This is a genomic window from Litorilituus lipolyticus (assembly GCF_006439335.1).
Classification (GTDB): Bacteria; Pseudomonadota; Gammaproteobacteria; order Enterobacterales; family Alteromonadaceae; genus Colwellia; species Colwellia lipolytica.
In genome coordinates this window covers 24603-39210 of the sequence record NZ_SAWY01000013.1, presented here as the reverse complement: position 1 = coordinate 39210, position 14608 = coordinate 24603, and the positions used below count along the sequence as shown (strand labels likewise).

At 36.6% G+C, this 14608-nt stretch carries 14 protein-coding genes; 5 read left to right on the top strand and 9 right to left on the bottom strand.

All coding sequences use genetic code 11. From position 1 onward, the window contains the following. Positions 1-140 precede the first annotated feature (140 nt). Positions 141-1310, top strand: coding sequence for an outer membrane protein assembly factor BamC (gene bamC, locus EPA86_RS06730; protein WP_140602664.1), 1170 nt, complete (start codon positions 141-143; stop codon positions 1308-1310). A 340-nt stretch (positions 1311-1650) separates the two neighbouring features. Here bamC and EPA86_RS06720 read toward each other — a convergent pair whose 3' ends face one another. The 6 genes from EPA86_RS06720 to EPA86_RS06695 form a co-directional block, all read right to left on the bottom strand. Beyond that, on the bottom strand, positions 1651-2346 hold the full coding sequence (locus EPA86_RS06720) for a M15 family metallopeptidase (RefSeq protein WP_246058294.1): 696 nt from the start codon (positions 2344-2346) through the stop codon (positions 1651-1653). Between the two features lie 21 nt (positions 2347-2367). Then, on the bottom strand, positions 2368-3537 hold the full coding sequence (gene dapE, locus EPA86_RS06715; RefSeq protein WP_140602661.1) for a succinyl-diaminopimelate desuccinylase: 1170 nt from the start codon (positions 3535-3537) through the stop codon (positions 2368-2370). 49 nt (positions 3538-3586) lie between these two features. Beyond that, positions 3587-3940: a Spx/MgsR family RNA polymerase-binding regulatory protein gene (locus EPA86_RS06710; protein ID WP_140602660.1), complete on the bottom strand. Its 354-nt coding sequence runs from the start codon at positions 3938-3940 to the stop codon at positions 3587-3589. Positions 3941-4014: 74 nt separating this feature from the next. Further along, the gene (locus EPA86_RS06705; RefSeq protein WP_140602659.1) at positions 4015-4413 is read right to left on the bottom strand and encodes an ACT domain-containing protein; all 399 of its coding nucleotides are present in this window, start codon (positions 4411-4413) and stop codon (positions 4015-4017) included. Positions 4414-5087: 674 nt separating this feature from the next. Beyond that, positions 5088-7208 (bottom strand): phosphate acetyltransferase, encoded by a 2121-nt coding sequence (gene pta / locus EPA86_RS06700; RefSeq protein ID WP_140602658.1) that lies wholly within the window; start codon positions 7206-7208, stop codon positions 5088-5090. 4 nt (positions 7209-7212) lie between these two features. After that, positions 7213-8430, bottom strand: coding sequence for an acetate/propionate family kinase (locus EPA86_RS06695; RefSeq protein WP_281284863.1), 1218 nt, complete (start codon positions 8428-8430; stop codon positions 7213-7215). Positions 8431-8749: 319 nt separating this feature from the next. Here EPA86_RS06695 and EPA86_RS06690 point away from each other — a divergent pair, with 319 nt between their 5' ends. Further along, a complete protein-coding gene (locus EPA86_RS06690) occupies positions 8750-9262 on the top strand; it encodes a DUF412 family protein (protein WP_140602656.1) in 513 nt (170 codons plus the stop codon). Here the strand turns inward: EPA86_RS06690 and rlmA are convergent. Then, the gene (gene rlmA / locus EPA86_RS06685) at positions 9237-10064 is read right to left on the bottom strand and encodes a 23S rRNA (guanine(745)-N(1))-methyltransferase (RefSeq protein WP_140602655.1); all 828 of its coding nucleotides are present in this window, start codon (positions 10062-10064) and stop codon (positions 9237-9239) included. The genes EPA86_RS06690 and rlmA overlap by 26 nt on opposite strands. 5 nt (positions 10065-10069) lie before the next feature. Beyond that, complete coding sequence (xthA, locus tag EPA86_RS06680; RefSeq protein WP_140602654.1) at positions 10070-10876, bottom strand: exodeoxyribonuclease III; 807 nt, start codon at positions 10874-10876, stop codon at positions 10070-10072. A 307-nt stretch (positions 10877-11183) separates the two neighbouring features. On the opposite strand from xthA, the gene EPA86_RS06675 reads away from it, so the two are divergent. The 3 genes from EPA86_RS06675 (at position 11184) to EPA86_RS06665 (ending at position 13919) form a co-directional block, all read left to right on the top strand. After that, positions 11184-11900: a response regulator gene (locus EPA86_RS06675; RefSeq protein WP_140602653.1), complete on the top strand. Its 717-nt coding sequence runs from the start codon at positions 11184-11186 to the stop codon at positions 11898-11900. Positions 11901-11910: 10 nt separating this feature from the next. Further along, positions 11911-13194, top strand: a complete 1284-nt coding sequence (locus tag EPA86_RS06670; RefSeq protein WP_246058292.1) for an ATP-binding protein — start codon at positions 11911-11913, stop codon at positions 13192-13194. A 122-nt stretch (positions 13195-13316) separates the two neighbouring features. Further along, complete coding sequence (locus EPA86_RS06665; RefSeq protein WP_140602652.1) at positions 13317-13919, top strand: VC2046/SO_2500 family protein; 603 nt, start codon at positions 13317-13319, stop codon at positions 13917-13919. Between the two features lie 41 nt (positions 13920-13960). On the opposite strand, the gene EPA86_RS06660 is transcribed toward EPA86_RS06665, so the two are convergent. After that, positions 13961-14491 carry a YchJ family protein gene (locus EPA86_RS06660; RefSeq protein ID WP_140602651.1) on the bottom strand — a complete coding sequence of 177 codons (531 nt, stop codon included), beginning with the start codon at positions 14489-14491 and terminating at the stop codon, positions 13961-13963. Between the last annotated feature and the right edge of the window lie 117 nt (positions 14492-14608).

The following is a 14608-nucleotide window of genomic DNA, read 5'->3' as shown; positions in this document are numbered from 1 at the left end:
ATCTTAAAGTTTATTGGTCATATGCCTTGTGTTTGCAAAAACAGGCAAGTACCATGGGCGCAATATTTATTTAGTGATAATTTTGCAAATTATTTTTTTTATTTGGCATGAGTGTAAGTTCTCGTGTCGCAGGAGTTTTAATGAGTCGTCAAGTATTCTTTTTATCATTGCTAACCTTATCTATTTCAGCTTGTAGTTCAATGAATAATAAACAAGCACTAGGAGACTTTGATTATGCTGATAAGCCTGAAGCTAAACCATTAACTATTCCACAGGGATTAGATAAACCAGCTGAACAAAAAGAATTTTATGTAACCAATAACGTTAATCATGATGGTCCAGTGGGTAAAGACATGGATATCCGAGCACCTACATTGGTGCTTCCTATCGCAGCTTCTTCTCGTGTAGTTGAAGAATCTAGCATTTCAACCATTTGGTTTGACAAGGTACTTGAAGATAGAGAGCTGTTAGCATTCATTGAAAAAGTAGTTCTACAGAAGCTTGAAAAAGATGGTGTTGGCCATACCACGGTTGATGAAGACATAGAAGTGACTTTAAGTAAGGTGCTAGAAGGTGCCACCAGCTTAAAAGAAACAAGTATATCGCGTGAAGGTATTAAAACATTAATTATTGAATCGGATTGGTATCATGATGAAGTGGAAGCAGGGTGGTTATTCACAGAAATTGAATCTGCAACCAGTTTACGATTTAGATATCAGTTAGTTGCTAAGCCTCATGGTAGAAGTGTTTCGTTAACCGTTTCTATGGTTGATTATATGCGTACAGACAAACGTGGCGGTAGTAAAGTCATTGATCCTATTGATAAGCAGCGTGCTGAAAAAAATATGCTGAACTCGATTGTATCGCTAGTCGATTATAATTACCGTGTTCAGCAACGTGAAAATCGATTAATGCGTTCAAACCAAAAGTTGGTTAATATTGGTAAAAACCCTGAAGAAGAGCATGCCTACGTTGTTGAAATGGCGGCAGATAAGCTTTGGGAAAATATGCCTGTATTTTTTGAAAAACATGGCTTTACGATTACTGACTTAAATGAAGAAAAACGCATTTACTTTGTTGATTTTGTCAAACCTGAGACAAGCGTTTGGGATGCAATATGGGGTGATGATATTCCGGTCATTGACGTGAATGATGCCCATTATCAATTTGTCTTAGCACCGTTAGATGACAAAAATGAACAAACGGCAGTAACCATTTATAACGCTGACGGTGAACCCTTACCAATAGAAACTTTAGAACGTATTTTCCCGGTCATGGAAACGGGGCTTTCATTCAGAAATGTTTTTTAAGGTATATTTATTAGGTTTAAACTATTAAATAAATGACATAAAAAAACGCCATAAGTGGCGTTTTTTTATGTCTGAATATTACCAATGGCAAAGCACAATGAGAGTATTCATACTTTCACGGTTATTTTTTATGGTTTGTATCCATTTTATGAGTCGTTTTGAGTGTTCTTGGTAAAGTTTCCTTTAACTCATTTAAGCCTTTTTTGCGTAATTTTTGCTTAGAGCTCTTTTGAAAAGAACTAAAATTACCAATAATGATAACGAGCGCAACAATAATAATTAAAAGTGTTAAGCCATTTTCCAATGTATTCCCCTTGTCATTTTCATAAGTACTTTGCTGCTAAAGGTTAAATTTTCCTTGGTTAACATTGTAGATATACCTTTGCGCAATTTTTTCAATATTGTCTATGATAACCTGTTTTCCAGCGACAGATGAATGAGCTAAACAGCTTACAAGTAAATCAAGCTGAAATGCTTGTTCATAAGCATGTGATAGTGGTGCAAATGATATATGCCATGGCTCAGCAGCTACACCTTCGCGATACTGATTGTACGGAAAATAAAAATCAAACGAGTGAGCATTTTGTTCAAGCCATGTGCTAAGCGTAGCAAATGGGCCTGTATCTTCATATTCCCAAGGCTCTAATTGAGGTTGTTGTCCTTCAGGTAATAGGTTTTGTGCATATATATCAATATCACAGCCCCAATGATGACGGCTGGCACCAGGTAGTGCTGAATACAATAATATTGCATGAGCTTTATCAATATCACAAAGCTGAGTAATATCAATATTATTGCCTTGATTATCTTTGACTGGCTTTGTGCCAAGAAACTTGCTATTCCAAATCATTTCTTGGCGTTCAAATGAGCGAAAACCACTGGCAACGCTAATGGTAAAGCCATCAGATAATGCTGCTTTTTTTAAGCTTTTAAAAGCGCTGACCATAGCTTTGTGAATAGCTAAATGTTCATCAATAAAGTGCAAATGCTGCTCAGTTTTACCAAGTATTTCGTCTGAGCTAATTGTATCGTTCAATATTATCGCCATTCGGCTGCTCTAATCGGTTAACATGCGTTTTAAGCATTCGTAATAAATATCTACTAGTTGTTCAAGATCTTTACAGGCAACTGCTTCATTAACTTGATGGATAGTTGCATTGCATGGCCCAAGCTCTATGACTTGAGCGCCAGTGGGCGCAATAAAGCGTCCATCAGAAGTACCACCTGAAGTCGACAGCTCAGGTGCTTTGCCTGTGATGACTTCAACTGATTTACTAACGCTTGCTAAGAAACAATGCTCGCTATTAGTCATTTCAGTGACAAAGGGTTTGCCATTAAATGTCCATTTGATATCGTAGTTTAATTCATGTTTTACTAAAACAGATTCAACGGTATCAACAATCAGTTGATCATTTAGCTCTGTACTATATCGTAAATTAAATAAAGCTGTTAAATGACCTGGTACAACATTGGTCGCCCCTGTACCTGAGTTAATATTTGATAATTGAAAGCTCGTGGCAGGAAAATAATCATTGCCATGATCCCAGTGATATTGACTTAATTCTGTTAAGGCAGGCATCGCAATATGAATAGGGTTTTTCACGTGCTCAGGATAGGCAACATGGCCTTGCTTACCGTGAATGTCTACTTCAGCAGAAATTGAGCCTCGACGGCCATTTTTTATCACATCACCTACGCGGTGAGTACTTGAAGGCTCACCTACAATACAGTAATTTATTTTTTCATTACGTGCCTCTAAAGTATCAATAACACGAGTAGTCCCGTTAATAAAAGGGCCTTCTTCATCACTGGTGATAAGGAAAGCGATAGCACCTTGATGGCTTGGGTAATCAGCTACAAATTTTTCTGTGGCTATGATCATAGCAGCTAGACTACCTTTCATATCAGCACTACCTCTACCATAGAGCACACCGTCTATTATGGTGGGCTCAAAGGGGGGGGTATGCCATAATTCCAAGTTGCCTGGTGGCACAACGTCTGTATGTCCGGCAAAACAAAATACCTTGTCATTAAGGCTAGATTGTTGCCCGTTGCGTCGAGACCATAAATTGGTGGTATCTTCAAAAACCATGGTTTCGTTGGTAAAACCTATGTTCGCTAACCTTTCACTCATTAATTGCTGACAACCTGCATCTTCAGGCGTTACTGAAGGCCTAGAAATCAGGGTTTTGGCTAGTTCAATTACATCGCTTTCGCTTGGGATCACATTTTGTCCTTTATTTTACTACTATGGGTATTTTCTTTGCAGGTTAATGTTAAGAATTAATATTAAATATTTCTTGGTATAAGTCAGGTTTAAAGCCAAGGGTCAGCTGTCCATCACACAGTAACAAAGGCCTTTTTAATAATGTTGGTTGCTCTAGTACACACTTAAATAGGGTTTCGTCTGTTAAGTTGCTTTTGATTTCTTCCGGTAAATTTCTAAAGGTAGTACTGCGCTTATTTAATAATGCTGACCATTCGCTTTTATTGACCAAGCTAGTTAACAGCTCAGGTGTAAGTTGTTGCTTTTTAAAATCAAAAAATTCGTGGTTGATGTTTTCTTGTTTAAGCCATTTAATAGCTTTTTTAACGGTGTCGCAGTTATTTATTCCGTATATGGTGATCATGGTTTACCTTTAATGGTTATTTATATTTAACTGATAGAGTACCTTGAAAGAGATGATATAAATCAGTTTGATGTTTATTGATGAGTATTGGGAATCAGAACTTGATATTGATTTGCTCTTAGAGCTTCAATAGCTGCTGTGATCTTATCTTCTTTAACAAGGATATAGTCAGTATCAAAGGTAGACATCGCGAAAATGCTTATTTTCTCGTTGGCTAAGACAGTTGAAATATTGGACAGTATACCTGTTAAAGTAAAGTCGAGGGGCCCTACAACCTCTAAAGCTTGCCAATCTCTTTCAACATCGTCGCTATCTAAATGGATTCCTTGCGGTAAAACGATAGATATTTCATCGAAGGTTTTTGCGATAAAAAAGATATCAGAGTTGAATACTTGCGCGGGTATTTCAGAGTTTTTCGCTAAACTATGAATAGCAAATGCTTCATTGATAAGCCTGAGGGTTAATTGAGACATCTAAGTCCTTATTTTACTTATGTACCTATGATAATAATATAACATTTTTATCAGTTTACACTAGGACTGTTGATTATTCTCTTTGAAATGGAGAATCACCTGAATGCTATTTACTTGAACATTCTTAACTCATAACACTGAAATATAGTATTCACTTATATAGAGTTTTTAGAATAGCTCAATACATGCTTTTAGCGCAGTTTTATATACTAAGTGAAGGTTTGTATTGCTAATACTTTCTAGTTTGAGTATGTCGATTGATAACCTAACTCGAAACGAACTTGTTACATTGTTTTCTCTTAGTTGCTGTTTGATTAGTGGAAGAAACTCAACTTTGACAAATATGATATTGTTGTTTTTGAAGCTTTTAGTCTATTTGTTATGGATAGTGTGTATAAAGCCTTGTTTATAAATTGATCTAATCAGTAACCATGTAGCAATTTTTAATAAGTCTATCCACAAAAGCTGTGGATATCTTTGTGAGTAATGGTTGGGTTTCTTTTTAGGTTGTTGTTAAATAACAGTTTTTTGTTTAGGTTGTTTTTTGGCTAGTTAAATTTTATACACAATTTGCTAATAAGTGGTTAATTTTAAGCTTTATGGGTAAAAAGTGTTTAAATAGCGTGTTTTTAGCGGTTAATTAAGGTAATTAACCGCTAAAAAAACGGTTTGTATTATTGCTTCGCTTGTATTGCTGTTAATGCAATGGTATAGACAATATCGTCAACGAGTGCACCCCGAGATAAATCATTTACCGGTTTATTCATACCTTGAAGCATAGGCCCAATACTAACTAAGTCTGCTGAACGTTGTACTGCTTTATAAGTTGTATTGCCTGTATTTAGATCAGGGAAAACAAAGACGGTAGCTTTACCTGCTACTGGACTATTAGGCGCTTTTTTCTTTGCAACATTTTCCATAATTGCCGCATCGTATTGTAGAGGGCCATCAATGATTAAGTCAGGTCGTTTTTGTTTTGCTAATTCAGTCGCTTTTGCTACTTTTTCAACATCAGCACCATGCCCAGAGCTGCCAGTGCTATAGCTTATCATTGCAACGCGCGGTTCAATGCCAAAAGCCAAAGCAGAATCTGCAGATTGTATTGCTATATCGGCAAGTTGCTCAGCATTAGGTTCAGGGTTGATGGCACAATCACCATAAACAAGTACTTGCTCAGGTAATAGCATAAAGAATACAGAAGAAACTAATGAGCTATCGGGTGCCGTTTTTATAAGCTGTAATGCAGGTCTTATAGTGTTAGCAGTAGTATTAACTGCCCCTGAAACTAGTCCGTCAACTTGTCCTAGTTGCAACATCATGGTAGCCAGAACGACATTGTCTTTTAGGTTTTCTTTTGCAATGACTTCGGTTAGGCCTTTATCTTTTCTTAGTTCCACCATAGGACCGACATAGTTATCTCGAATAGTATCAGGATCAGTAATCAATAAACTGTCAGGTAATTGAATACCTTGATGCTCAGCTATTTGTAATATCTCTTCCTTGTTGCCGATAAGCTGACAGCGAGCAATATTTCTTTCACAACATATCGCCGCAGCTTTAATAGTTCTAATATCAGTACCTTCAGGTAGCACAATGAGCTTATTTCCCTGTCTAGCAAGTTCAGTTAATTTATGTCTGAATGCTGGCGGTGATAATAAGCTATTGTTGTCACTGCGATTGGTCAATTTATCAAGCCAAGCAGGGTTTAAGTTGTCTGCGACATGTTGCTTCACTTTTTCATGGCGTTGTAAATCATCTTGTGGTATTTCAGGATTAAAACTCATGATATGTCTTGATGTTTGCCATGTATCCCATGGCACTGACAATACAGGTAAACCAGCATCTAGGGCTTGTTTACATAACTCCCACACTTGTTCTGAAGGTTCGAAACCATTAGTTAATATTAAAGCGCCTAATTTGGTACCATTAAGCGCGGATAAACATGTAGCAATGATAATGTCGGTTCTATCGCCAGGGGTAACAATTAGTCTTCCTGGCACAAGGTAGCTAACTAAGTTACTTACAGTTCTTGCACAAAAGGCAACGCTTCTAAAACGTCTGTGCTGCATATCACCAACATTGATTACCTTTGCTTCAAGATAATTAGCAATATCAACAACACGTGGAGCGATGAGATCAAGCTCCCATTGAATTGTGCCAAGTAAGTCAAAGTGTCTATCTTTGAAAAGGGTTAAATTTTGCCAAGGTGCCAAGTTAAACTCGCTGGTGATTTCTTCCTCACGAGGGAGTAAGCCAAATTCATCTTGATCTGGGCTATTGAGTTTATTGATAATACAGCCAACTAGATGTTTGTTTTTAATACCACCAAAAGTTTCAGCACTCACTTCAATTCTATCTTCGAATTCTTCGGTACTATCATTTCCAGGGGCGGCAACAAGTACAATATCGGCACATAGTGCTTGTGCGACATCGCGATTTATTCTTCCAGCGTATGGTTGTCTTGCCGTGGGAACAAGTCCTTCAATAATGACAACATCTTGGTTTTGATTAAAGTCATCAAAATTAGCCACAATTTCTTCAAGGACTACATCATGTAGACCGTCACCCATTTTTTCTTCAACATAACTTAATGACACGCTAGTGCTATTTTGTGACAAGCTGATGGCTTCGATGGTTTTATTCTTTTTCGCTAAACTGTTTCTAGAAGGCTGGCTAATAGGTTTAAAGTGACCCACTTGAATACCTTTTTGTTCACAGGCGTGTAACAAGCCAAGTGATACACTGGTGAGTCCAACGCCTGAGCCAACAGGGATAAGCATGATTCGATGTGACATAGTGTTAAACCTCAGTCTTTATTGGTTGTGTGCTTGATAAAAGGTTGTGGGTTTGCTCAGCAATTACCCATTCTTCATTAGTTGCGATAACCCAGCAGTTCCTTGAGTTACTAGCAGCTATGTTGCCAGATTTACCAAAACGTGCTTTTTGGTTTTCTTCTTCTGATAGATGGAAATTTAATAACGCCAGTTGTTCAACAACTTTTGCTCTTACCCAAGAGGAGTTCTCGCCAATGCCACCAGTGAAAATAAGTCCGTCGAGCTCTGTTAAGCTTGCGCTAAATGAAGCAATATACTTAGCAATACGATAGCAAAATACTGTGAGTGCAAGTTCAGCTTGTGTATCGCCATTTAACATTGCTTCTTCAAGAGTTCGACAATCGTTACTTAGCTGAGATACACCCAATAAGCCGCTTTTCTTATTAAGTAGTTGATCAACGTCGTTAACGGAGTAGCCTAGTTGCTCTACTAAATGAAATATAATTCCTGCATCAACATCACCGCTTCGAGTTCCCATCATTAAGCCCTCAACAGGAGTCATACCTAAACTGGTATCAACACTCTCACCATTTTTAATCGCAGTAACACTACAACCATTACCTAAATGTGCGCTGATAAGGTTACATTGGCTTAATGGTTTATTGAGTTGTTGGGCAGCTTGCTTAGCAACGAAATAATGGCTTGTACCATGAAAACCATAACGTCTTACTCCATGCTCTTTATATAACTCGTAAGGGAGGCCGTATAAAAAGGCTTTTGCTGGCATGGTTTGATGAAACGCCGTATCAAATATTGCAACTTGGCTTAAATCTGAAAAGGCTTTTTGGCAGGCTTTAATGCCGATTAAATTAGCAGGGTTATGTAATGGTGCTAATTTAGCTAAGCTTTCTATCGCTGATTCTACGTCTTCACTGATAAGCGCCGGCTCAGCATATTTTTCACCGCCATGTACAACTCGATGGCCAACTGCAGATATAGAATTCACTAAATTAAATTGATGCAGATGTTTTACTAGCACAGTTAAAGCTGCTTGATGATCAAAAGGTGAGGGAAGTGTTTCTTTATACTGCTCATTGTTGAGCTTTATTTTAATTTTTGCTTGTTCAGTTAGTAAGCATTCAGCAAGCCCTGATAGTAAGGCTAGACCAGTCTCAGGTTGAATTAATGAAAATTTCACAGAAGAGCTACCACAATTGATAACTAAAATGGCATTTTCGCCCACAGAAGAGGAAGAGAGTGTATTCATATCGTTGTTCTTTCGGTATTAAATATTAATGAAAAGTAAAAGCTTTTCTACTTTTTTGAATGATTCTTATTATAGCGATATAAATAAACAATTGTTTGATGCATTACATAAAAGCATAACAATAGATGACGACTTATATTTTTATTGATTTACTTCTATGTTTTATCAAGTTTTATGTGTCATTTGCGATAAGGCTCATTAGAGTGAGTGAAATTTATATTTATCGTAACAATTGTTCACGGTTTTGAACTGCTTATGGCTGTTGAATTGTCAGAAATACTGCTATAGTTGCAGTATGAATATGACGGTTATTGAAATTATTAAACTCGGACGAAAGTACTTAAAACTTTGGCCTGAGCTTCCTGAATTAGGGCAGTACTTTGCCGACTATAATGCAGTGCAAAGCTGTAGGTTTGTGTGTAAATATTTTCCAGCACTGGCGTTGTTTACCTTTATTATGCAATTGTTTTTTTCTTCTGGTTTACCTTCAGGGCAAGGTTCAATAACCCTTGCTTTAGCTGCTTTACCACAAGCGCTTGTTTACGGGCTTTTTTTGTTAAGTATGCCAGTACAAGCTTTGGTTATTGCGGGCGTTAAGGCTGATAAACGATTGCCACCATCTTTAGACTCTTGGTATAAAGATGGTATTGAAAAAGCAAAACAGAGTCAGCAAAATCATGATGAAGGTTACCATAGTGACAGGGCTTTTACTGGTTCTGACTCACTGCAAAAACTTGTGGTAACTAATCCAAGATATATTGACTTAGCCAAGCTGCTAAGACTTACTTTTGATACAGGCGCAAAATAAAATCAGCCTGACATGTAAAAGTATTAAGCTGAGTTAACTGTTCAATAACTTCTTTACTGGCTTTAAAAGCAAAAGGTGTCATGGCCAATAAGTTCAAGACATCATTCGTATCATTGAAGTTCATCTCATAGGTTAAATGCTCTTCTTTTAATAATGTCATATCTTTGATCACTTGTTTAGTTTCATCATGTTCTTTTGCATTTTGATAAATCAAAGATTTCAATGCTAATAAGTGCTCAGCACCAGGGGTAACGGTGAGTAAATAACCTTGGTTTTTGAGTATTCTGCTAAATTCTTGCTCTAAAATTGGCGCGTATACGCTGGTTATCCAAGAAAATTGCTCATCATGAAAAGGTAGATCAGACAGGGTTGCTACACTAAAAAAACACTCATGGTATTTTTTAGCAGCAATTTTCACCGTTTCTTTCGATATGTCTACACCATAAACTTGATTAGTATCGCTTTTATGCTGGTGTGTATAAAAACCTTCACCACAACCTGCATCGAAAACCACAGCTGACACAGGAGCATATTGTTGGTAAAGCGTTGTCATGGCATTAACTAAAGGCTGGTAAAACCCTTTATCTAAAAATGCACGACGAGCATTGACCATGTCTTTATTATCGCCTGGGGTTTTAGAGTGCTTAAATTGTACGGGTAATAAGTTTACATAACCTTGCTTAGCCTGATCAAAGCAATGGTTATTAACACATCGATATGTTTTATCAGTCATTAATAATGACTCTTTGCACAATGGACAACGATATTGTGGCTGCCCAGTATTAAGTGTTGTGTTCGTCATAACTTTTATTTAAATGTTGACCAAATTGGCGCATGATCCGAAGGTTTTTCAATCCCTCTTAACTCGTAATCAACATCTGATTCAATGCATTGCTTAGCTAATGAATCTGTCGAAAGAACCACATCAATTCTTAAACCACGGTTGTCAACAAAGCCTTTAGAACGATAGTCAAACCATGAGTAGCGTTCTTCTCTTTCAGGGTGCAATGCTCTAAAGGTGTCAGTAAAGCCCCACTCTAATAGTGTTGCTAACCATTCTCTTTCTTCAGGTTGGAATGAGCACTTTCCTGTTTTTAACCAGCGTTTTCGATTAACTTCACCTATACCAATATCAAGATCAGTAGGTGAGATATTAATATCGCCCATAATAACCACGTTTTCATCTTTAGTATGGTGGTCATTCAAGTAAGTCATTAAATCCTTATAAAATTGTCTTTTATATGGAAATTTTGTTTCGTGGCTAATGTTGTCACCTTGTGGGAAGTAACCATTTAATACAGTAATTTTTTCACCTGCATCGTTTGTTGTAGTGACCATAATCATACGTTTTTGTGCATCTTCGTCATCCGTTGGAAAACCTTTTTGCACGCTATCAGCAGGCTTTTTACAAAGCATAGCAACACCATAATGTGCTTTTTGCCCGTGAAAATATACGTGATAACCCATAGCCTCAACATCAGCTAATGGAAAGGCTTCATCATGTACTTTGATTTCTTGTAAACCGATTATGTCAGGTTGGTGTTTATCAATAATGGCTTGAAGTTGGTGTAAGCGAGCACGAAGGCCGTTGATATTAAAAGAGATGATTTTCATGATAAGTTTTGCCTTGGAAAGGTTAAACACTCGTAAGAGTACAGACTAAATTTATAAGGATCTTGCTTATTTATGTTCGTTCTAGCAAGCGTTTTTTGAAAAACTTTTTTACCTGTTATGAATTACCAATAAAGAAAAGTGAAGATTAAAGCAAAGCATTTGTTAAATAATGTAATTTTATCGTAACAGCTAGTAGAAGTTATTGTTTAACCGATATAACTTGTTTAAGCTAGTAACTATAGGTAAATAATGTAGCTCGAAATCACAATTATTGTTGTCAAAGAGCATTTAAATAAAGGAAAGTAACATGTCAGATAGTAATTCTTCAGTAAAAAAAATCTTACTGGTTGAGGACGACCGTCAATTATCAGATTTAGTCACTGATTTTTTAACTAGTGAAGGTTTTCACGTTAAACAGGAGTTTAGAGGAGATACCGTAGCTAAAAGAGTCAAGCTATTTAATCCTGATCTTATTGTTTTAGATATTATGTTACCGGGTAAAGATGGTTTTGCTGTATGTAAAGACTTAAGGCCTGAATTTAACGGGCCTGTGTTAATGCTTACCGCAAAAAGTACAGATTTTGACCAAGTATTAGGTTTAGAAATTGGTGCTGATGATTATGTTATCAAGCCTGTTGAGCCGAGAGTGTTATTGGCTCGTATAAATGCGCTATTACGTCGTGGCCAATTACCAAATCAAAGTGATGAAAAAGGTGAAATTACTTGTGGTGGTTTATATATTAATAAAGCTTCACGTAAAGTTACTTTAAAAGATGAAAATATAGATTTAACTAGTCAAGAGTTTGATTTGTTATGGTTATTAGCAAGCAAAGCAGGCGAAGTTCAAAACCGTGATTATATTTATAAAGCCGTTATAGGTCGTGAATATGATGGTTTAGATCGGAGTGTTGATGTTCGTATTTCAAGACTTCGTAAAAAGCTATTAGATAGTACAGAAACACCTTTTAGAATTAAAACTATTTGGGGTCAAGGTTACTTATTTGTTCCTGACGCTTGGGAATAGGGCATTAATCATGTTGGGCCGTTCGTTTTTTAACCTGTATTTTTTTATTATTTCAACTTTTATTGTCTTTTCATGGGCACTTGATGAAGTATGGAACTCTTATTTAGAGCAAGATGTAGAATCATATACGGGTTATAAGACAATGCTTGTTGCTCTTGGGGATTACGTAAAAAAACATCCAATGGATGAGTGGGAGGAAATTGTTCAAAAAGCGGGAGAACGTTATGAACTACCTTTAAAACTTATGACATTGGATGAAGTAAAATCTGTTGACCATACAAACCATCATCAATTAATTAATAACAACACTCATATTTACTATGATGATTCAATGGTGGTATTAGACTATTTAGTTGATGGGACAGAATTTGTTATTACTTTAGGTCCAGCTGATATGCCCACTAGACCAAGAGTAAAAGCAACTTATCGAGTTATTATTCTTGCATCATTTGGCGTGATAATTTTTATTTGGTTATGGCCAATGTCACGTGATTTAGAATTGCTGAAAAAGGCGACTAAAGATTTTGGCCAAGGTAACTTTGATGCAACCGCACCTGCAGCAAAATCAACCATGATTGCTCCAATGATTTCTTCATTTAATATGATGGCTATGCGAATTAAACGCCTAATAGGTGCACATAAAGAATTAACTAGTGCAGTTTCTCATGAATTAAGAACACCACTTGCTAGAACAAAATTTGCTTTGCAAATGCTTGAAAATGTCAAGGATGTTGAAAAACGAAATAAGTACCAACAACAAATTACTAATGATGTAAGGGAGTTGGAGGAACTTATTAATGAAATGTTATTGTACGCTTCTTTTGATAACGATAAGCCACAATTAAATATTGTTGGAACTGATATAACTGAACTTATTGAAGCACAGGTAGCGAGTCATGATCAGTTTGCCAACGCAATAAACTTTGTTAATGAGTCGCCAAAATTAAATGCTTTATGTGATAGTCATTTTATTGATAGAGCATTAAATAATTACATCAGTAATGCCATTAAATATGGTAATGGTGAAGTACGAATAACGTTATCAACTAAAGATGGTATGTGCACAATTTGTGTTGAAGATGGCGGTGAAGGTGTCTCTGATGAATTTAAAAGCGTTATCTTTGATGCATTTTCTCGTGGCGACCAATCAAGAAACCGAGAAACTGGAGGTTTTGGGTTAGGTTTGGCTATAGTGGCACGTATTATGGAATGGCATAAAGGTTTTGCTAGTATCAGTGATAGTGAACTAGGCGGCGCGGCATTTAAATTAACTTGGCCAATTAAAGGTAATTAACTTTCAAGCTACTGTCTGAATACTTTAAATTTATTATCTTTGTTATCAAAAATCGCTAATGCTTTTAAAAGTTTAGCCGATACTCTTATTTATAAACCTCGAGTTGTAGATAAGAGTATCGTTTGTCTGAGTTTAATACGTCATCAAATTCACAAGTAGAACAAAAGCAGGCTGCGCTTAAAAAGCAGTTTTTGCTCCACGAGTTACAACTCGGCGGACAACTTGGCGATAGCATTCATCAAGCACGACGTGCAGACTTTTCTCTGATGCTGTCAATGTTGGCTGATGATGTGAGAGAACACAGTCAATTTAGCTTACCCCAATCAGACAAGAACTATAATTCTACAGTCAGTAATGAATCATTAAGAAAGCTTTTCTCTTTACCCAATGAAAGACCTCTAGCGTTAAGAAATATGGAGGAGGTTGCAGGATTTAATCAGGGGCAATCTGCTGCTGATGAGTTTGTTACCATTCGATTACTTAATGCACTGAAACCTAATGCACTTGCTTTTAGAGACGATGTTAAGCATGTCCCAACTCAAGTCATGAGTAATACAAGTATCGCTTGTCAATTACGTCACGAGGAACAAAGTGCGGAAGCTGCTCAAAGTTCTGAGCAACATAAAGCGTTGTATAAACCCTTATCTAAGCCTTTATCAATGCAAGTTAACGAGTGGCTAAAAAATATTGAAAGCTCAATTACTAAAGCGCCACTTGTCGCTTAGGTTATCAAATTGTTCAATTATATTAATGTAAGGTTTAGTGATTAATTTCCACAGCAGTGTTTATACTTCTTTGCTTTTTTATTTTGCTTATTAAAGTAGTTGTTACAAGGACATGTTTCGTTTCGCTTGATCTGCTTTATCACGTCATTTTGTAAAATGTCACCATCTAAATAGCGCCATGCTAATTGATTATTATTGTCTATTTCTTTGATGAATCGAGATTTCTCTCTCATCACATTAACAGTGTCATTATGAATATAGAATGCTGAAAATTCGACAGAGTGAATTTCCTGCTTGTCAATTTCAATAATGGAGGCATCATGAACAGTAAGCTCTAACCATTTACATTGTGATGACCATTCACTTATGTCTTGGAGGCTGTGCTGGCTTTGAGATTCTTTTGCGTACGTAGCAAAAATATACGGAGCATCATTTAATGCATAAGCAGTAAAACGTGAGCGCATGAGGTGTTCGGGTAACTCAGGCAACATTGACTTATTTTCAGCAAATTTTTCAATATATTTTGCACAACAAAGGGGATAAGTTTGCTTGGAGCCGCAAGGACATAACATGGTAACTGCCTATAAATTTAATGCATTGTCATTGAGGTATTAGTTTACCCTATATAAAAAGCCATTGGTCGCTTTCTTTTATACATTTGCACGGTTTTCTTTTAGGCTAAGACAACT